Origin of the sequence: Streptomyces sp. NPDC050423 (assembly GCF_040655445.1) — a bacterium.
In the GTDB taxonomy this organism is placed as follows: Bacteria; Actinomycetota; Actinomycetes; order Streptomycetales; family Streptomycetaceae; genus Streptomyces.
Genome location: NZ_JBFAJY010000038.1, coordinates 14,297 through 32,554, shown reverse-complemented (window position 1 = coordinate 32,554; position 18,258 = coordinate 14,297). Strand labels below are relative to the sequence as shown.

The 18,258-nt window shown below is 70.0% G+C and carries 20 protein-coding genes; 9 read left to right on the top strand and 11 right to left on the bottom strand.

Going from position 1 to position 18,258, the window contains the following annotated elements; genetic code table 11:
* The first annotated feature begins 78 nt into the window (after window positions 1-78).
* Window positions 79-1,662: a M4 family metallopeptidase gene (locus AB0I52_RS25355; RefSeq protein WP_363076211.1), complete on the top strand. Its 1,584-nt coding sequence runs from the start codon at window positions 79-81 to the stop codon at window positions 1,660-1,662.
* Window positions 1,663-1,689: 27 nt separating this feature from the next.
* Here AB0I52_RS25355 and AB0I52_RS25350 read toward each other — a convergent pair whose 3' ends face one another.
* The 4 genes from AB0I52_RS25350 to AB0I52_RS25335 form a co-directional block, all read right to left on the bottom strand.
* Window positions 1,690-3,063: a M1 family metallopeptidase gene (locus AB0I52_RS25350; protein ID WP_363076295.1), complete on the bottom strand. Its 1,374-nt coding sequence runs from the start codon at window positions 3,061-3,063 to the stop codon at window positions 1,690-1,692.
* A gap of 153 nt (window positions 3,064-3,216) precedes the next feature.
* Window positions 3,217-4,047: a hypothetical protein gene (locus AB0I52_RS25345; RefSeq protein WP_363076209.1), complete on the bottom strand. Its 831-nt coding sequence runs from the start codon at window positions 4,045-4,047 to the stop codon at window positions 3,217-3,219.
* A gap of 404 nt (window positions 4,048-4,451) precedes the next feature.
* Window positions 4,452-4,661 (bottom strand): DUF397 domain-containing protein, encoded by a 210-nt coding sequence (locus AB0I52_RS25340; protein WP_362959482.1) that lies wholly within the window; start codon window positions 4,659-4,661, stop codon window positions 4,452-4,454.
* An 11-nt stretch (window positions 4,662-4,672) separates the two neighbouring features.
* The gene (locus AB0I52_RS25335; protein WP_363076207.1) at window positions 4,673-5,488 is read right to left on the bottom strand and encodes a helix-turn-helix transcriptional regulator; all 816 of its coding nucleotides are present in this window, start codon (window positions 5,486-5,488) and stop codon (window positions 4,673-4,675) included.
* Window positions 5,489-5,657: 169 nt separating this feature from the next.
* Between AB0I52_RS25335 and AB0I52_RS25330 the strand changes: the two genes are divergently transcribed.
* From AB0I52_RS25330 to AB0I52_RS25315, 4 genes are all read left to right on the top strand, one after another.
* Window positions 5,658-5,852, top strand: coding sequence for a hypothetical protein (locus tag AB0I52_RS25330; RefSeq protein ID WP_363076293.1), 195 nt, complete (start codon window positions 5,658-5,660; stop codon window positions 5,850-5,852).
* Complete coding sequence (locus tag AB0I52_RS25325; protein WP_363076205.1) at window positions 5,849-6,022, top strand: hypothetical protein; 174 nt, start codon at window positions 5,849-5,851, stop codon at window positions 6,020-6,022. Before AB0I52_RS25330 ends, AB0I52_RS25325 begins: the two co-directional genes overlap by 4 nt.
* Window positions 6,019-6,357 carry a hypothetical protein gene (locus AB0I52_RS25320; RefSeq protein ID WP_363076203.1) on the top strand — a complete coding sequence of 113 codons (339 nt, stop codon included), beginning with the start codon at window positions 6,019-6,021 and terminating at the stop codon, window positions 6,355-6,357. Before AB0I52_RS25325 ends, AB0I52_RS25320 begins: the two co-directional genes overlap by 4 nt.
* 150 nt (window positions 6,358-6,507) lie before the next feature.
* Window positions 6,508-7,005 carry a hypothetical protein gene (locus AB0I52_RS25315; protein ID WP_363076201.1) on the top strand — a complete coding sequence of 166 codons (498 nt, stop codon included), beginning with the start codon at window positions 6,508-6,510 and terminating at the stop codon, window positions 7,003-7,005.
* A gap of 31 nt (window positions 7,006-7,036) precedes the next feature.
* Here the strand turns inward: AB0I52_RS25315 and AB0I52_RS25310 are convergent, their stop codons facing one another.
* Window positions 7,037-7,744 carry a pentapeptide repeat-containing protein gene (locus tag AB0I52_RS25310; protein WP_363076199.1) on the bottom strand — a complete coding sequence of 236 codons (708 nt, stop codon included), beginning with the start codon at window positions 7,742-7,744 and terminating at the stop codon, window positions 7,037-7,039.
* 109 nt (window positions 7,745-7,853) lie between these two features.
* On the opposite strand from AB0I52_RS25310, the gene AB0I52_RS25305 reads away from it, so the two are divergent.
* Window positions 7,854-9,062, top strand: coding sequence for an NAD(P)-binding protein (locus AB0I52_RS25305; protein WP_363076197.1), 1,209 nt, complete (start codon window positions 7,854-7,856; stop codon window positions 9,060-9,062).
* Between the two features lie 60 nt (window positions 9,063-9,122).
* On the opposite strand, the gene AB0I52_RS25300 is transcribed toward AB0I52_RS25305, so the two are convergent.
* Entirely contained in the window at window positions 9,123-9,605 is a 483-nt protein-coding gene (locus AB0I52_RS25300; protein ID WP_363076195.1) for a GNAT family N-acetyltransferase, read from the bottom strand.
* 31 nt (window positions 9,606-9,636) lie between these two features.
* Window positions 9,637-10,575, bottom strand: coding sequence for an aminoglycoside phosphotransferase family protein (locus AB0I52_RS25295; RefSeq protein WP_363076193.1), 939 nt, complete (start codon window positions 10,573-10,575; stop codon window positions 9,637-9,639).
* A gap of 33 nt (window positions 10,576-10,608) precedes the next feature.
* Here AB0I52_RS25295 and AB0I52_RS25290 point away from each other — a divergent pair, with 33 nt between their 5' ends.
* Both AB0I52_RS25290 and AB0I52_RS25285 read left to right on the top strand, forming a co-directional pair.
* Window positions 10,609-11,346, top strand: coding sequence for a rhomboid-like protein (locus AB0I52_RS25290; protein ID WP_363076191.1), 738 nt, complete (start codon window positions 10,609-10,611; stop codon window positions 11,344-11,346).
* 74 nt (window positions 11,347-11,420) lie between these two features.
* Window positions 11,421-12,821 (top strand): FAD-dependent oxidoreductase, encoded by a 1,401-nt coding sequence (locus AB0I52_RS25285; RefSeq protein WP_363076189.1) that lies wholly within the window; start codon window positions 11,421-11,423, stop codon window positions 12,819-12,821.
* 110 nt (window positions 12,822-12,931) lie between these two features.
* Here the strand turns inward: AB0I52_RS25285 and AB0I52_RS25280 are convergent, their stop codons facing one another.
* On the bottom strand, window positions 12,932-13,510 hold the full coding sequence (locus tag AB0I52_RS25280; RefSeq protein ID WP_363076187.1) for a histone deacetylase: 579 nt from the start codon (window positions 13,508-13,510) through the stop codon (window positions 12,932-12,934).
* 416 nt (window positions 13,511-13,926) lie between these two features.
* Between AB0I52_RS25280 and AB0I52_RS25275 the strand changes: the two genes are divergently transcribed.
* A complete protein-coding gene (locus AB0I52_RS25275; RefSeq protein ID WP_363076185.1) occupies window positions 13,927-14,976 on the top strand; it encodes a DUF3533 domain-containing protein in 1,050 nt (349 codons plus the stop codon).
* A gap of 612 nt (window positions 14,977-15,588) precedes the next feature.
* Here AB0I52_RS25275 and AB0I52_RS25270 read toward each other — a convergent pair.
* The 3 genes from AB0I52_RS25270 to AB0I52_RS25260 all read right to left on the bottom strand — a co-directional run bounded on the left by AB0I52_RS25270 (window position 15,589) and on the right by AB0I52_RS25260 (window position 17,316).
* On the bottom strand, window positions 15,589-16,338 hold the full coding sequence (locus AB0I52_RS25270) for a transposase family protein (protein WP_363076183.1): 750 nt from the start codon (window positions 16,336-16,338) through the stop codon (window positions 15,589-15,591).
* A gap of 95 nt (window positions 16,339-16,433) precedes the next feature.
* On the bottom strand, window positions 16,434-16,763 hold the full coding sequence (locus AB0I52_RS25265) for a hypothetical protein (protein ID WP_363076181.1): 330 nt from the start codon (window positions 16,761-16,763) through the stop codon (window positions 16,434-16,436).
* A 166-nt stretch (window positions 16,764-16,929) separates the two neighbouring features.
* Complete coding sequence (locus tag AB0I52_RS25260) at window positions 16,930-17,316, bottom strand: hypothetical protein (RefSeq protein ID WP_363076179.1); 387 nt, start codon at window positions 17,314-17,316, stop codon at window positions 16,930-16,932.
* Between the last annotated feature and the right edge of the window lie 942 nt (window positions 17,317-18,258).

The following is an 18,258-nucleotide window of genomic DNA, read 5'->3' as shown; positions in this document are numbered from 1 at the left end:
TAGTACACCGTCAATTTCGCTCATTCGGTGGCACGCTCTCCGCTCGTAACCCCCCACGGAACGAGCAACGGAGAACCCATGACCCCCCACATGAACACCCGTCGCGCCGCAGCCCTGGCCGCCGTGGCCGCGATGGTCGTCGTCGGAGTGCAGACCGGTACGGCGAACGCCAGGCCGGCCGCCCCCAACGACGGTTCCTCCGCCTCTCCCAGCGCCTCCTCGCCCGCCTTCAGCAGCGCCTCGGCGCGCACGGCGGCCATCAAGTCGGCCCAGACCGACGTCTCCTCGACCGCCGCCTCGCTCAAGCTCGGCGGCAAGGAGAAGCTGATCGTCCGTGACGTGATCAAGGACGCCAAGGGCACGGTCCACACCCGCTACGAGCGCACCTACGCCGGACTGCCCGTCATCGGCGGCGACCTCGTCACCCACACCGCGAGCAACGGCAAGCTCAAGAGCGTCACCAAGGCGACCGGCGCCAAGATATCCGTGCCGTCCACGACGGCGAAGATCAAGACGGCGGCGAGTGCCCGCAAGGTGATCTGGGCGGGCAGCGGCAAGCCCGTCCTCGCCCTCGAGTCCGTGAAGACCGGAGTACAGAAGGACGGCACGCCGAGCCGCCGCCACATCATCACGGACGCCACCACCGGCAAGACGCTGCACAGCTACGAGGCCATCGAGACGGCCGGCATCGGCAACAGCCAGTACAGCGGCAAGGTCGACCTGTCCACCACCGCCTCCGGCTCCGGCTTCGAGCTGACCGACGGCGACCGCGGCGGCCACACGACGTACGACCTGAACCAGGGCGAGAGCGGCAAGGGCGACCTGGTCACCGACGACGACAACACCTGGGGCGACGGCACCGGCAACGACCGCCAGACCGCCGCGGTCGACGCCCACTACGGCGCCGCGCAGACCTGGGACTTCTACAAGTCGGCGCTCGGCCGCGACGGCATCGCGGGCGACGGCAAGGCCGCGTACTCCCGGGTCCACTACGGCGACGCGTACGTCAACGCGTTCTGGGACGACAGCTGCTTCTGCATGACGTACGGCGACGGCGCCGACAACAAGAGCGCCCTCACCGGCCTCGACGTCGCCGGCCACGAGATGAGCCACGGGCTGACCGCGTCGACCGCCAACCTCGACTACGTCGGTGAGTCCGGCGGCCTCAACGAGGCGACCAGCGACATCTTCGGCACCGCGGTGGAGTTCTTCGCCGACAACGCCACCGACGTCGGCGACTACCTCATCGGCGAGAAGATCGACATCAACGGCGACGGCAGCCCGCTGCGCTACATGGACGAGCCCAGCAAGGACGGCGGCTCGGCCGACTACTGGGACAGCAGCGTCGGTGGCCTGGACGTGCACTACTCGTCCGGCGTCGCCAACCACTTCTTCTACCTGCTGGCCGAGGGCAGCGGCGCGAAGACCATCAACGGCGTCGACTACGACTCCCCGACCTCCGACGGCTCCACCGTCACCGGCATCGGCCGGGACAAGGCCATCCAGATCTGGTACAAGGCCCTCTCCGAGTACATGACCTCGTCCACCGACTACGCGGACGCCCGCACGGCGACCGAGAAGGCGGCGACCGACCTGTACGGGGCGGACAGCGCCGAGCTGGCCCAGGTCGACGCCGCCTGGAGCGGTGTCAACGTGAAGTAACACCCCACGCGTTGCTCCGGGAGCCGGTCAGCCGTCCGCGGCGGGCCGGCTCCCGCCGTACAGCCAGGCCTTCCAGAGATCCGTCAGGTCCTGACCGGTCGCCTTCTCGACATAGGCGGTGAAGTCCGCCGTCGTGGCGTTGCCGTGCCGGTGGGCCTTCGTCCAGCCCTTGAGCAGCGCGAAGAACCGCTCGTCGTCGTCCACCACCCCGCGGATCTTGTGGACCACCATGGCCCCGCGCCCGTACACCGGCGGGTCCGAGATGTTGGCGGCGGTCGGCGGATCGGCGGGCGGGAAGGCCCAGTTGTTGTCGTTCTCGTAGGCGTCGTCGAACGAGTCCTGGGCCGGGGTGTCCTCCTTCTCCTCCTCCCACAGCCACTCCGCGTAGGTCGCCAGACCCTCGTTGAGCCACATGTCCTGCCAGCTCGCGGGCGTGACCGAGTCACCGAACCACTGGTGCGCCATCTCGTGGACGACCAGCCCGATGGTCGGCGGCCCGTGGAAGAACGGCCGGTTCTGCGTCTCCAGCGCGTACCCGGCGTCCCCCTTGCGCTCGACGATCGCGCCCGTGGCGGAGAACGGGTACGGGCCGAAGTGCGCGGCCTCCCACTCCACCACCTCGGGAACCCGGGCCACCGTCCGCGCACTCGCCTTCGCCGACACCGGGTCCACCGCGGTGAACACCGTGATGCCGCCCGCCATGGTCGACGTCTTCGTCTCGAACCGGCCGACGGCCAGCGTCGCGAGATAGCTCGCCATCGGTTCGGCGGTGTGCCAGCGGAACGTGGTGCGGTCACCGGCCGTCCTGGGCGGACCGGCGAGCACCCCGTTGGAGACCGCCGTCAGCCCCTTGGGCACGGTGACCGCCAGATCGTAGGTCGCCTTGTCGCTCGGGTGGTTGTTGCCCGGGAACCAGGCCATCGCACCGGTCGGCTCACCCAGCGCCACCGCCCCGTCGGCGGTTGGCAGCCAGCCCTCCTCGGAGTCGTCCGGGTCCGTGATCGTCTTCGGGGAGCCGGAGTAGCGCACGACCGTGCGGAAGGTCCGGCCCCGGCGAAGGCGGTCCTGGACCTTGATGTCCGGACGCAGCGTCAGCTCGTCACCCGCCCGACTGACGGCGGCGGGACGCCCCTCCACGGTGGCCGACTCCACGGTCAGCCCGGCCAGGTCGAGGTTGAAGGAGCTGAGGTCCTGGGTGGCCCGCGCGGTGATCCCGGCGGTGCCGCGCAGCGTCTTCGCGTCCTGGCCGACATCGAGCGTGAGGTCGTAGTGCGTGACGTCGTAGCCGCCGTTGCCGAGCTTGGGGAAGTACGGATCGCGCACCCCGGAGGCACCGGGGGCGCCGTGCACGCCGCCTCCGCCGGTGCAGGCGGGGACGAGGAGCGCGAGGCCGAGGAGCAGGGCGGCGGTCCTGCCCGTGCGGGAGGTGCTTGCGGTGCCGCGTGCCGGGAAACGTGCCGGGGAGCGTGGGTCCACGGCGATGATCCTATATACGCAATGCCGGAGTGCGGGGATGTCCGGACCGGGGGTGTCCCGGACCTGAGGTGTCCCGTATCACCGGTGGTTGCGCTCCGTGCGGGGGACGAGTCCCGCCCGTACCTCGCTCATCCTGGCGCGTACGCCGTGGGCGGGTACGGCGCCTGCGGGGCCGGTGAGGGCGGTGGGGGCGGGGTCGGGGTTGCCCCGGCAGGTGCCGCAGAGGCCGCCCGGCATGGCTTCCGGGCTGCCGGGGGCGCGGCACTCGCCGCATTCGAGGGTCCGCAGGACGACGCGGTGGGCGGGGGAGGCTTCGCGTACGGGCGGGAGCTTGTCGCGCAGGCGTCGGCGGAGGAGTGCGGCGGCGTGGTGGACGGGTGTCGGCAGGCCCTCGGTCAGGGCGTGCAGGAGTTCCGGCTCGGTGGCGCCGCGCTCGAACCATTGGCTGACCTGTGGTTCCAGTGCGAGGCAGTCCGCCTGGGACAGGCTCAGTGCGGGGGTGGTGCGGCCGAGGGCGGCGAGGAGGATGAACGAGCGGGATCGGGTGGGGCGTTGGGGCTGCTCCGGTGGTACGTCGCCCCGGGTGAACGCATCCCACCACGCGTCGTCGCGCCAGGTGCGGGAGAAGAACGTCCGCGTGACCCAGAGCAGCGCCTCCTCGGTCGCGATGCACTCGCTGCCCCGGCGCAGGTGGCCCGCTTCCTGGAGGCGGTTCAGCGTGGTCCGGAGGGCGCACTGTCCGTACGGGAGCGCCTTGGCCAGGGTCTTCACGGAGATGTCGGCACCGTCGCACAACCCGTCGATGTACGCGGCGATGGCGGCGTCGCGGGGAAGCAGATGAACGAAGTCCGAGGCAGTACGGGGCCGTTGGCCCGGCGCCGAACGCTTGCCGTACCCGGCATTGGCCATCGGGTGATCGAGCGTGGGAACAGGGGCAGCACTAAGCTGGCTGACAGCCATGAGATCGGGCCTTTGCGATCGAAGTGGTCAGGCCCCCGTTAGGTGTTTCTGCACCGACGGGGGCCGTCGTGTCCCGGCTGACGCTAGAGCGCGACTACCGTCCGTGGCAAGTCGATCGCGAAAAGTCAACCCTCAAGGCAGGGAGGGTGGGTGGGTATTCAATCCCTCCACCCATTCCGCTGAAAGAGCGCTCGGATCTCGACGCTTGAGCCCCGGCCGTGAGCTGCGGAAAGCGCGACAGACTCCGCATCCGGGCAGTGCGGCGAAAGCCCCGCCACGCCTCCCGACTCGGGGGCACGGCAGGGCTTTCATCGGCGCGACGCGTACTCGACCGACGTACGCCGACCCAGCAGTCAGACGGTGCCGAACTCTCCGGCCTTGACACCCGCCACGAACGACGCGAACGCGCCGGCGGCGAAACCCAGAGCCGGGCCGCACAGATCCTTGGAGTCACGGACGGGGACCACACCGCGCGCGGGGGCGAGGTTGGTAGCAACCTCCACGCACTGGCCACCGTCGGAGCTGTAGGAGGACTTGAACCAGTGGAAAGAATCGGTTGTCACGAGGGGCCCTTTCATACCTGGCTGATCATGGCCACGGAGTCAGCCTGTGATAGCGCTTCGACCTGTAGTTGATGGTAGGACGTCAGCAGGGGCCCGACGAACCGCATGTCACGTTCCAACTGGCCCGAGTGCGCGGACTCCGCGTAGGCCATGTGCGACCTGTCCACCATGGTGACCAGCGTCACCGGCTTGTTCAGTGAACGGCGTTCACCGAGTCGGAACGGGGCCACCTGCACGATCACGTTCGGCCTGTCAGCGATCAACGCGAGATGATCCAGTTGTTCCGTCATGACTCCGGGCCCGCCCACGTGCTGCCGGATGCAGCTTTCATCGAGCACGGCATACACCTGCGGGGGCGGAGTACGGGCGAGTGACCTCTGGCGTCGGTCAAGCAGCGCAAGGCGTTCCTCTGCCTGCACTTCCGTGATCGCGCCTCGTCGTACCGCACCCGTGGTGACGGCAGCGGCGTATGCCGGAGTCTGAAACAGACCTGGCACAAGGCCCATTTCGAACAGCCGGATCTCTGTGGCCTGAGCCTCCTGCACGACGAACTCAGGGAAGCCGTTGAGTATCGCGCTGTCGCGCGTCGCCGCGCCCTGCCGGGTCAGCGCTTCACCTGTCCCGAGGGCTCGGTCAGCACTTGCCGTGAACGCGGAAGTTGGAGTTCGGGAGCCGGTTTCCACGCCTGAAATATGCGATGCGGAGTATCCCGTACGTGCAGCCAAGTCGTCCTGTGTCCACCCGCGTTCCTCGCGCAGTCTGCGCAGACGTTCCCCGAAGGCGGCGCGGGGACTCGCCGACGGATCCAACTCCTTGCGATTGGCCACCCGTTACCTCTCCATCATTCGGTCTCACGAAGGTTGAAGGTGCTGCCAGCGTAGTCCACGCTGGGCGCTCCGAGTAGCGGAAGCACTACGGAGAGGAGCGACGGTGGCTGTGCAGGATGTCCCCCAGAGCGGACCGGAACCCGCCCCCGTTCCCGCCCCCGGCACGCTCATGGTTGACACCGGTCGCAAGGACCGTGTCGGAGAGTTCCGAGGCGTCGCCGGCCCGTACTGGGCACTGCGGCCGGTATGCGGCGGGCAGGAATGGGAAGCCGAACCCGAGCACGTACGCCTCGCGGACCCCATAGAGCGGCTGCGCGCACAGAACGCGCGGTGCAATGCCCGGAGCCGGGGTGAGGTGCTGTGAGAGCCACGACCCGTCTACCCGTTCGGCTCGTCCTCGCCGTGGGAGCTGCGGCCGGGGCGGCGGCCTTCATGGACGCGGCGGCCGAAACGCTGCACGCCGTGGTCCGGCCCCCGACCGGGGACGTCCTGGCCCCGGGCACCCTCACCAACCTGCCGGCGGGTACACCGTGACCAAGACCGTGCACCGCTGCGACGCCGTGGCCCGTACGCCCTGGTCCGGGACCGTGCGCGCGTACGGGCAGCAGCGCGACCCCGAACTCTGCGAACCGCTTGCCTGCGAACTGGTCGAGGGGCACCCCGGTGATCATGCCGACCAGCTGGGAGACATGGGGCGCGGCGCCTTCGAGGTGTGGGTGCGCTGGGGCGCGGACCACGTGACCTACGTCGCCGCACCCGCGTGCGGAATGACGGACCCCACCATCGACCCCGTGCGACAAGAGGTGTGCACGCTGTACACGGAGCACCCGCCGGGTCATTCCTGGGAGATCCGAGAACGGTTCGACTGACGGCTACGCCTCGCCCCGGGGCCCGCCCCGCCACCGGGCGCCGTGTCGCCGCCGGGCGCCGTGTCGCCACCGCACCAGCGGGATCGGCGCCGCACCGGTCCCGATCCCGCTGGTGCGGGAGCGACACGCCGGGCATGACACCATCGAACCGTGCTCGACATCGGCTACTCCCTCTCCCGACGCTTCCCCGATCCCCCGCAGACCGACTACCGCCGAGCGGACGTCCACGCCCTGCGCCACGATCTGTTCTCCGGGGACGTCTACCTCGCGGACACCAAGGAGGACCGCGAAGTATCCACAGCCTGGGGATGGGTGCCGGTGCTCGACTTCGCCTGGGCCCTGTGCGACATCGTCGAGCAGGTCGACCGCGACCCGCGCGGCAACCGCTCGCACCGCCGCCAGTTCGCCGAACTCGACTTCACCGAGTCGTCCGACCGGATGCTCTTCGAGCGCCGCTTCGGCTGGGTCGACGTCGAGGCCGACTGGATGCCCGCGGAGGAAGCACCGCTCACCTTCAGCCACTCCGTGCTGCGCCGCGAGGCCCGCGACTTCCTGCACGACCTGATCGCCGACCTCGCCGACATGCACGAAGGCCTCGCCGACAACCCGGCGGTCTGGGACCTCCAGGCCCGCTTCCCCCGCCTCTGAGCGGGCCCGGAGGCCAACGGGGACCCGCTCCTCACACCTCCACCCGCACCCCGATCTGCGCCGCGAACGCCGGAGCCAGCTCCATCAGCTGCGACGGGCTGATCACCGCACCCGCCAGCCGCTCCACCCCGCGCGCGATGTCCAGCTCAGCGACCGTCCGCAGATCCACCGACTCCATCCGCACCGCACTGAAATCGGCCCGCTTCAGCACACAGTCCCGGAACTCCACCCGGTCGAGCTGCGCACCCCCGAAATCCGGCTCGGACAGCACACAGCCCTCGAACACCACGTCCTTCAGCCGCGCCTTCCGCAGATTCAGGTAGTCGATCTTCCCGCCCCGCACCAGCACCCGCTCCAGGACCGCACCGTGCATCTGCACCCCGCCCAGGCGCGCGTCCACGATCTCCACGTCCCGCAGCGACGCCCCGGCGAGATCCGTGCCCACCCCCCGTACCCCCGTGAGCACGGAATCGATGAAACGGGCCCTGACCAGCTCCGTACGGTCCAGAGCGCAGCCATCCAGCGCGCAGTCCATGAACCGGGCCCCCGGACCCGACTCGTCCGCCAGATCCACCGCGTCGAAGCGCACCCCGTCGTAATCCCCGTCCGGCTCCAGCCCGCCGCCGCCGTACGGCTCAAGCGGCGGCAGCCGCACCTCCGGACGCCGCGCCGCCGCGACACCGTCCTTGCCGGCCCTGCTCCTGCCGCTGCCCTGACCACTACCGCTGCTGCGCACCATCCCCCCATCGTGACGCACCCCACTGACAACGCCCCGCCGCCGATGTCACACCCGGGCCCCGCCGCCCGTCATGTCTCCAAAGGCACCTCCAGCGAAGGAGACCGGGACCATGCAGCGCATCCACATCATCGGCGGCGGCCTCGCCGGATTCACCGCAGCCATCACCGCAGCCGAATCCGGCGCCCCCGTGACCGTCCACGAGGCCCACCACACCCTCGGCGGACGCGCCAGGACCGCCGAAGGCCCGTACCGCACCAACGAGGGACCGCACGCCCTCTACCGCCGCGGCCCCCACTGGAGCTGGCTCGACCGGCGCAACCTCCTCGGCCCCACCACGGCCGTCCCGCCCCTCGAAGCCACCCGGCTCCGCTTCCGCCACCGCTCCGCCCTGCGCCTCACCCCGCCCCTCGCCCTGCTCCGGCTCAGCCGCCGCAGCGCCGCGCGGGCCCCCGCCGACACCGACTTCCGTACCTGGGCCACCGCACGGATCGGCGCGGAGGGCGCCCGCATCGCCGCGAACTACACCGCCGTCGCCCTCTTCCACCACGACCCCGGCAGCCTCTCCGCCGCCTTCGTCCAGGAACGGCTGCACCGCGCCGGCGCACTGCCGCCCGAGGCCCGCTACCCCGTCGGCGGCTGGGACCGGATCATCGACCGGATGGCGTCCCGCGCCTGGAACCTCGGCGTCCGCGTCGAGACCGCGAGCCGGATCGACACCGCCGCCCTCGACACCCTCGCCCGCACCGGTCCGGTCGTCGTCGCCACCTCCCTCGACGCCGCCCGCACCCTCCTCTGCGACCCCGCCCTCACCTGGGCCTCCGGCCGCACCGCGCTCATCGACCTCGCCCTGCGCACCCGCCGCGGCGACGCGTTCGCCGTGTCCGACCTGGACGCCCCCGGCTGGATCGAACGGTTCACCGCCCAGGACCGCACCCTCGCCCCGCACGGGGAACAACTCCTCCAGGGGCAGTTCCCCATCGCCCCCGACGAATCCCGGGCCACCGGAACCGCCCGCGCCGAAGAACTCCTCGACCTCGGCTACCCCGGCTGGCGCGAGCGGACCGTATGGCGTCGCGACGCCCTCGCCACCGGCCGCACCGGCGCCGTCGACCACCCCGGCACCACCTGGCGCGACCGGCCCGCCATCGACCGCGGCAACGGCGTCTACCTCGCGGGCGACCAGGTCGCCGCCCCCGGCCTGCTCAGCGAGGTCTCCTTCAACAGCGGCATCGAAGCGGCCCTCCTCGCCCTCAAGGCCACCGAGAACCGCACCGGGCCCGCCGCCTCCACGACACCGCTTGGCCTCAAGCGCACCTGAGGTCAGCGGGCGGGACCACCGAGGCCGACACCCCGGGGAGCCCACCACGCACGCCCCGGCCTACGAATTTCCCCCGCCCAGCTCCGCCAGCGCCCCGTCCGTCAGCCGGTACACCGTCCACTCGTCCTGCGGCCGCGCACCCAGCGCCTCGTAGAACGCGATCGACGGAGCGTTCCAGTTCAGCACCGACCACTCCAGCCGCTCGTAGCCGCGCTCCACACAGATCCGCGCCAGCTCCCCCAGCAACGCCTTCCCGTGCCCGCCGCCACGCCGCTCCGGGCGCACGTACAGATCCTCCAGATAGATGCCGTGCCCCCCACGCCAGGTGGAGAAGTTCAGGAACCACAACGCGAAGCCCACCACCTCACCGTCCTCGCCGGACTCGGCGATGTGCGCGAACGCCGCGGGCCGCTCACCGAACAGCGCCTCGCGCAACTGCTCCTCGGTGGCCTTCACCTCGTGCAGCGCCTTCTCGTAATCGGCCAGCTCACGGATCATCGCGTGAATGGCAGGGACATCAGCAGCGGTAGCGGTACGAATCATGAGGGCAGCGTAAGCAGCGCCGCGCCGCGTCCTACCCGCGGCCCAGCAACCACCGCGCGATCGCCGCCTGCTCCGGCGCCAGCCGCGGCGCACCGTCCTCGGCGCCCCAGCACGCGTTCTGCAGCACCCGCCCCAGCGTCCACGCCCGCGCCCGCCCCCGGTCGAGACCCAGCGCCTCCGTCAGCAGATCGAACCGCCACCCCACCGTGTCCGCGTCGAACCGGTCCACCAGCGCCGGAAGCAGCTCGAACCCCGGATCACCGGCCAGCGGCTTCGGATCGATCGCCACCCACCCCGCCTCCCGGCCCGCGGGCCCGCCCCGCCCGTCCGGGCGGTCACCCCCGGCCAGCACATTGCCGAAGTGCAGATCCCAGTGCAGCAGCCGGTCCCCCGGCTCACCCGCCACCTCCCGCACCGCCGCGGCGCAGTCCGCCAGCAGCCGCCGCTCCCCCTCGTCCACCAGCAGCCCCGCCGCCCCCGGCGCCGCCGCCAGCATCCGCGCCGCCGCCTCGCCCAGCCCCCGCAAGCCGCACCCCGCCGGAGCCCGCACCGCGGTCAGCCCCGCCAGCAGCTCCGCGACGACCCGCACCGCTTCCCGCACATCGGGCGTACCCGACAGCGGACGGTGTCCGTCCAGCCGCTCCAGCAGCATCGTCCCCGTCGCCGGGTCGTGGTCCAGCAGCTCCACCGCACCCGCCGACGCCTCGCCCCACACCCGCAGCGCGAGCGGCTCCCCCGCCGTCTCCGCGTCCACCGGCTGCAACTTCAGCGCGGCCGGACGCCCGTCCGCCACCCGCACCACGGGCAGAACCAGCGCGCACACCCCGTACAGCGCCTCGCCGTCCCGGCGCAGCCCCCACCGCTCCAGGAAGTCCGCCGCCATCCCCGGCAGCGCGGCGAGAAAGGCCCGCCCGGCCTCACCGTTGTACTTGGACTGAGTGGCGATCAGCGCATCCGGAATGTCAATCACGCCCCCGATCGTAGGAGCGTGCGTCAATCGGCTATGACCCCGAGCCACCCCGCCCCGCCCACGAGGCTCCGCTCCGCCCCCGTCACGTGGCTCCGCGGCGCCGGCTCGTGGATCCGCGGCGCCCCCGGCACCTACGTCTGGCTGGCGGCCCTCTTCGTCACCACCGTCATCGTCCACCAGATGTCACCGGACTTCGAGGAGGACTTCCTCCGACAGCGCTCCACCAACATCCACGAACTGTCCCAGAACCCCGTACGGGTCCTGATCAGCAGCGCCTTCTGGATCGACGGCGGCGAGTGGCTCCCCTACGCCGTCCTCTACACCGTCTTCCACGCCCCCGCCGAGCGCCGCCTCGGCACCCTGCGCTGGCTCGCCGTCGCCGCCGCCGCCCACATCCTCGCCACCCTCGTCAGCGAAGGGGTCCTGGCCTGGGCCATCCGGCACGGACACGCGCCCGAGAACGCCGCCAACACCCTGGACGTCGGCGTCAGTTACGCACTGGCCGGCGTCGTCGCCGTCCTCACCTACTACATCCAGCGCCCCTGGCGGTACGTGTACCTCTTCGCCGTCCTCGTCGTCTACGGCGTCCCGCTCATCACCGGCCCCACCTTCACCGACATCGGCCACATCACCGCCGCACTCATCGGCCTCGCCTGCTACCCCCTGACCCGCCACCGTCACCACCACCGTCGGCGCCGCCACCGCCACCGCCTCCGCCACCGCCTCCGCCTCCGCCTCCGCCGCGAGACGAAACCGCCGCCTGCCCAGTAACGTCCAGCCGAGCAGAACACCGCACTCCTCAGCCGGCCGGACAGCCGGCCAGTCACACGGACAGCAGGGGCAACATGAGCACCGTCAGCACAGTCAACGGCGGCATATCCTTCTGGTACGCGGATCAGGGCACCCCCATCCCCCGCGAACCCCTGCCCGGCGACGCCACCGCCGACGTCTGCATCGTCGGCGGCGGATACACCGGACTCTGGACGGCGTACTACCTCAAAAAAGCCGTCCCCTTCCTCAACATCACCGTCCTGGAAGCCAAGTTCTGCGGCTACGGCGCCTCCGGACGCAACGGTGGCTGGCTCTACAACGGCATCGCGGGCCGCGACCGCTACGCGAAGCTCCACGGCCACGAGGCGGCCGTCCGCCTCCAGCAGTCGATGAACGACACCGTCGCCGAGGTCATCCGCGTCGCCGACGAGGAGGAGATCGACGCCGACATCCACCGGGGCGGCGTCCTCGAAGTCGCCCGCACCCCGGCCCAGCTCGCCCGCCTGAAGGACTTCCACTCCGTCGAGATCGCGTTCGGCGAGACCGACCGCACCCTGCACGGCGCCCGCGAGACCGCCGAACGCGTCCGCGTCACCGGAGCCGTCGGCTCCACCTGGACCCCGCACGGCGCCCGGCTGCACCCCGCCAAACTCGTCAAGGGCCTCGCCGACGTCGTGGAGGCCCTCGGCGTCACGATCCACGAGTGGACCAACGTCACCGAGATCAAGCCCAAACACGCCATCACCCCGTACGGCACGGTCCGCGCCCCCTACGTACTGCGCTGCACCGAGGGCTTCACGGCGGGCATCAAGGGCCAGAAGCGCACCTGGCTCCCGATGAACTCCTCCATGATCGTCACCGAGCCCCTCTCCGCATCCCTCTGGGACACCATCGGCTGGAACGGCCGCGAAACCCTCGGCGACATGGCGCACGCCTACCTGTACGCCCAGCGCACCGCCGACGACCGCATCGCCCTGGGCGGCCGCGGCATCCCCTACCGCTACGGCTCGGCCACCGACAATGACGGCCGCACCCAGCCCGCCACCATCGAGGCCCTGCGCGACCTGCTCGTCCGCCTCTTCCCCACCACCGCGGGCACCCGCATCGCCCACGCCTGGTCCGGCGTCCTGGCCGTCCCCCGCGACTGGTGCGCCACCGTCACCCTGGACCGCTCCACCGGCCTGGGCTGGGCGGGCGGCTACGTCGGCTCGGGCGTCGCCACCACCAACCTCGCCGCCCGCACCCTGCGCGACCTGATCCAGCAGGACTCCGGCCAGTCCGGCCCCACCGAACTGACCACGCTGCCCTGGGTCAACCACAAGGTCCGCCGCTGGGAACCGGAACCCCTGCGCTGGCTCGGCGTCCACGGCATGTACGCCGCCTACCGCGCCGCCGACCGCCGCGAACTCACCTCACCCCGCGCGGACACGGACCCGATCGCGAAGTTCGCGGACCGGCTGGCGGGGCGGGGCTGAGCCGGTCCCCGTGAACGGGCCTTGAGCCGGTTGCTCAGCCATCTCGCGTGCTGTTCGCCGGTGATGTCCCACAGGGTGTGAACCCACGGACGGGCCGACCGCGCTGCGGGTCACCTCGTGATCAACTCCCGGATCGCCTGTTCCGACCAGTGGCCGGCGGCCCCCCGCGAGGAGGCGAAGTAGGCCGCCACGGTGCCCACATCCCAAGCCCCCGCATCGAGCAAGCCGGAGGCGAGGACCTGCACATACGCCCGAGAGGGAGGCACCGAGGTCACTTCGTCGGCATGCCAGGGGGCGGTGAAGGTGAGGACGGGCAGCCCGTCCATCTGTCCGGCGCACACCAGCGTCTCGTACCGCCCGTTCCCCAGCCGCGCGACGCCTCGCGTGAGCACTGCGCTGAGATCGAGGTCTTCGCCGGGGCTCCTGTACATCTCCTGAGCGGCGATGTCCGCGAACTGCGACGCCGAAACGAGGTGGGCGCGGGCGTAGACCCGCCCCTTTTGTCCCGGGTCGTAGAAGGCTCGCCCGCCGCCCCAGACGGGCGACTCCGTGGCGAAATAGAGAGCGCCCCTCAGTTCGACCGGAACGGATTGACTGGGCATGCGCGGGTCTCTGCACCCCGGATACGCCTTGCCGCCGCCGGGCGGCCGGCCGCCCTTGATGTAGGAGGCAAGCCGGTCGAGATGCATGTTCGATCCGTACGAGGTGTACCAGACCCGCTGCGGCGCGGACTTCCCCACGACTCCTGGCTCGATCGAATGCGCGCCAACCATGACGCCTCCGTTCCTGGCTCTGCTTCCCTCTGACTCTGCTTCCCTCTCACGCTGCTTCCCTCTCACTCTGCTTCCCCCTGGCTCTGCTTCCCAGACGGCCGGTACGTCGGCCGCTGAGCAGTTCCGCCAGGCACGCAGATACCGGTGGCGGGTGGGAAAAAGGCCTGGCCGTCCGTCCGCCCGCCCGTCGATGGCATTCAGCCGAATGGGGGAGGGGGCGCCCGGGGGAGGCGTGGTCTCCCCGTCTGGCGCTGGGCGCGGCCGAGGATGTGGTGGTTGCGGTTTGAACCGAGCAACAACGGCTGAGCGCGGGAGTTCATGTGGCGAGTGCGGTGGATCGGTCAGCAGCTGGCAGAGGCGGCGCGTGGGCGGAGTTGCGCGATGCGATCTCGACCCGGGCCGTGCTCGTCATGGTGGGGGTGCTCCTGCTCCAACTGGGCTTCGCCCTCTCCTACATGGGGGCCTTCCACGCCCCGAAACCTCACCGGATCCCGATCGTGGTGGTCGCACCGCAGGCCGTGGAGAAGGACCTGGTGGCCCGGCTCAACGCGCTGCCGGGCGACCCGTTGCTCGTCAGTTCCGTCCCGGACCGGATCCAGGCCAGGTCCCGCCTTCTTGACCGGCGCACGGACGCGGCCCTCGTCGTCGACGCGGCCGGGCGTACGGACACCCTGCTGGTCGCCTCGGCGGGTGGGACTTCGGCAGCCGACGCCGCCGCGAAGGTGGTGCAGGCGGTCGAACGGACCCAGGACCGCGAGATCGTCGTGCGCGACCTCCGTCCGCCCGCGGCGGGCGACTCGCGAGGGCTCTCGTCCTTCTACCTGGTCCTCAGCTGGACGATCGGCGGCTACCTCGCCGCGTCGGCCCTGAACATGGCGGCCGGTTCCAAACGCCCCACCCTCCGGCGCATTCTCGTGCGCCTGGCGGCGATGGTGCCTTATGCCTTCGTCTCCGGTATCGGAGGCGCGATCATCGTCGGACCCGTGCTGAACTGCCTGCCGGGCGCCTTCTGGGATCTCGTCGGCATCGGCACGCTGGTGGTGTTCGCCTCCGGAGCCGTGGGCGTGGCCCTTCAGTCGTTGGCGGGCACGGTCGGCCTGGGCCTCACCATCCTCATCTTCACCATCCTCGGCAACCCCAGCTCGGGCGGGGTGTATCCCGCATCGTTGCTGCCACCGTTCTGGCGCGCGATCGGCCAGGCCCTGCCGCCCGGCGCCGGCACGACCGTGGTGCGCAACACCGTGTACTTCGACGGCAACGCCACCACCGGCGCCCTGTGGATCCTCGGCGCCTGGGCCTTCGGCGGAATCGTCGCAGCAGTCCTGTCCGCAGCCCTGCGCGGCCGTCGCCGCAAGGAAGTCGCCGAAGGGGTGGATCGCTGAGCGGCGCCGCTCACTCATCGCTCGCGCAAGCTCCCCACGGCACCCCAGCCATCTGACGCGCCATGTCCTGAGCAACAGAAAACCCCAGGTCACGTGCCATGTGACCTGGGGTTTCGCCGAGCCCCCGCAACGACCTCAAGTCCTGGTTTCCGCAATCAGGCTGAGGTTCCTTCAAAACTTCTAAGCGGCCACGGATGAGGAAGGAGCGTCTGAGGTCATGCCGAGCATGATGCACTTGGCCTGAAGCTTGATGTCATCCGTACGCTCGAAGCCAGCCGCGGAGTGCGGCGATGCGACCGGCGCGACGATCCCGGACTGGGCGGCCGGCGTCTTGCTTACGGCAGATACCACTGGGGCGTTGACAAACAGTCCTGCGGCCATGAGCCCACCAGCGATGCCCCGCGTAGCCCTCTTCACGTGCGTATATCCCCGTTCGGAAGATCGTCATTTAACCAGGGGAGAGTACCTCCATAAGAGGGACACCGGTGGCAAGCGACGTGCCCGCCAGGACGACACCTCCGCAAGGGAGTATTCCGAGGGGCATCACGCCAACAGCGCCTCTGGCCACCAGCAACCCCATGGCGTAAATGGCACGTCAATCATTGAGCGTTTTCAGCTTTGCCTCTCCAGGGTGAGGACGGCTTTGGCGATTGACGTCATGCGGTTCGGGCTGCATCGCGATCTTCGGAAGATTCGCCAGGACTTGAGTCGTGCCATACCGCGTTCGACGGGAGCTCGGGACGTGGCCAGTGCCCGGTTGACCGTCAGTTCTGTCGGGGTCACCTGGCCGTTGGGTGGGCGTCTGCGTCCGGTGGTGACCCAGGGACCGGCGCCCGTGTAGGCGCGGTCGGCCAGGATGGGGACGCCCTGGCGTTCGCAGATCCGGATGATCCGGTGGGTGCGGGCCGCGGTCAGGTCGTGACACCGGCCGGGCAGGGCCGGTGAGATCCACAGGATCTGGCCGGCCGGGTCGGTCACGACCTGCACGTTCACGCCGTGGCGGCGGTGCTTGTGCGCGTAGTCGGCCTGGCCGTCGCCCACGCGGTCGCACTCGGCGAGCGTCCCGTCGAGCAGCACGTACTCCGGGTCGGTCTCACGCAAGACCTTCAGCAGGCCCGGGGACCGGTCGGCCAGGAGGTCGATGACGGCGGTGGTGTAGGCGTGGGCGGTGCCGACCGATATGCCGAAGGCCGCGGCGATCTGGGCCAGGGTGTCGTGCTTGCGCAGGTACACCAGAGCGACGAGGGCGCGTTGGTGCGGCGGGAGTTTGCAGCGGCGTTCACCCTCGCGGGTGACGATGAGCATGGTGACCCACTCGACCAGCGCATGAGGCAGGTCGAGTGCGGCAGGATAGGGAACCAACGAGGCACCAGCACTGATGAGTTGAGACTTCGAACATCTCCCTCAACGGCACGGGTGCCTCGTGCGTTGCGGCCTCAGCGCCGTCACCCGACCGTTCAGCCTCGGCTCGGCCGCGTGGCCCCTCGTCGGCGGCCGCGCAGGGTCTCCACGAGCGCTCCAAGAGCGGACGACTGGACCAACGCGCTGACGACAACCCCGCCGACCAAGAACCAGACGGATGCGTGCATGCCCCCGACCGCACCGACTGCCCCCGCCGCCAGCAGGGAGCACGGGGCGGTGAGAAGGAACGGCCAGATCCCGACGATGCCGGGATCGGAGACCAGTGCGGCCACCACTTCGAACACGACGGACGCCCCGACGAGGCCCAGGTAGACGGCGGAAGCAGTATTGGCAAAGGTCAGACGCAGCAGAGTACGAGAGTTCATCGATTCCCCCCAAAGGATCATGTGATCCACATGCTCCCGGCGGAACCACGGCACGGTGTGAGTACCAGTACTCAAGTCTGGTACTCACCACGCAGGTCAGGACAACTGCCTCGCGAATTGCGGGACGTGCTCCGAATCCGAGACCAGGGCCGTCAGCCGGATCGATTCAGGAAACGCGGCTCACCATGTAGGCGGTGCCTACCCCGTCTTCCTCGGGTGAGTCCGCCTGGATCGCGAGACTCGGCCCGGCCGTAGTGAAGTCGAACCCGTTCGTCATCGGCTGCGTGCAGTCGACGCGCTCAGCTGTCCTGGCGGCGCCTGAGGAGACCGTGAAGGTGACCGAACCCTCCCCTGCACACGCCACCTCCACCCGCAGGGCCGTGCCGGACTCGATGGTCTCGTCCAGGTTCTGCCCGGGCACTGCGAGGGTTCCCGCCGAGACCAACCCCTTCTCGTCCGACTCCAGGCGCTCCGCCATGCTGAGCAAGTCGCGGGCCTCCTCGTTCAGCTGCTCCCTGCCGGACCGGGAGGGCGGCTGCACTATGGGAGCCACGGTGGAACTCGCCGCCCTCTCGGGCTGCGAAGCCTTGGACGCCGGAGGCGAGTCAGAACAGGCGGATGCCATGCCGGTAATCAGCGCGACGGCAGTCAGAGCACTGCCAGTGCGGCGGGTGAAGCGGTACAAGAGGTCCCCCGAAGTGCACTCAGAAGCCAAACAGGTGTACAGAACAAGGTGATCATCCCGTGTGGACACCCGCGTCATCCCTGCGATCTGGGCATCGGCCCCAGATTGGTACACAGGTGCGGCGCGCTTCTCCCGCAAAAGGCTGTCCCATACTGGCCGCAGCCAGCCCGGGGGCGACGGCGATGCGGGGTGAGAGTGTCGTGACGGTGCAGGTACTCGAGTGCGACGACGCCCGTTGGTGCGGTGAGAGCTTGCAGCGGCGGTCACCCTCGTGGGTGACGACTGCTCCCTCAACGGTACGGGAGCCTTGTGCGTCGCGGCCCCACCCACGCCTACAGCCCCGTCACCCGACCGGTGGCCACACTGAAAAGGCTCATTGTAAAAACTTGAGCATTCAATCGTACAGAACTACGCATCTCAGCAGCAGCCCGGACTGTGTCCGACTGAAACGCCCACTACAGAAAGGCAGTTCGAGACGAGGTGGCGTTTCGGCCAGACTCGGACGTCACATGCTGACCTTGGTCACTTCATGTCATGCCCAGGGCCCTAGTTGGGCGATCCAGCGGGAGGGCGGCGCTGATGGAATTTCACATTCTCGGGCCCGTACTGCTCGGGCTGCGAGGGGATTGGCTGGACCTGGGGTCGGCGGCGTCGGGGATCCGGCGTGCGTCGGAGCACCTCGTGCCGCTGCTTCCCTCGGCGCTCCAGAGGCTCTCGGTACCCCCCATGGAGGCTGTCACGATCACCGTGACAGCGGCCGTGGCAAAGTCCAGATGTGCGGCCAGCCGAGTCCAGGCTGATGGCCACCGG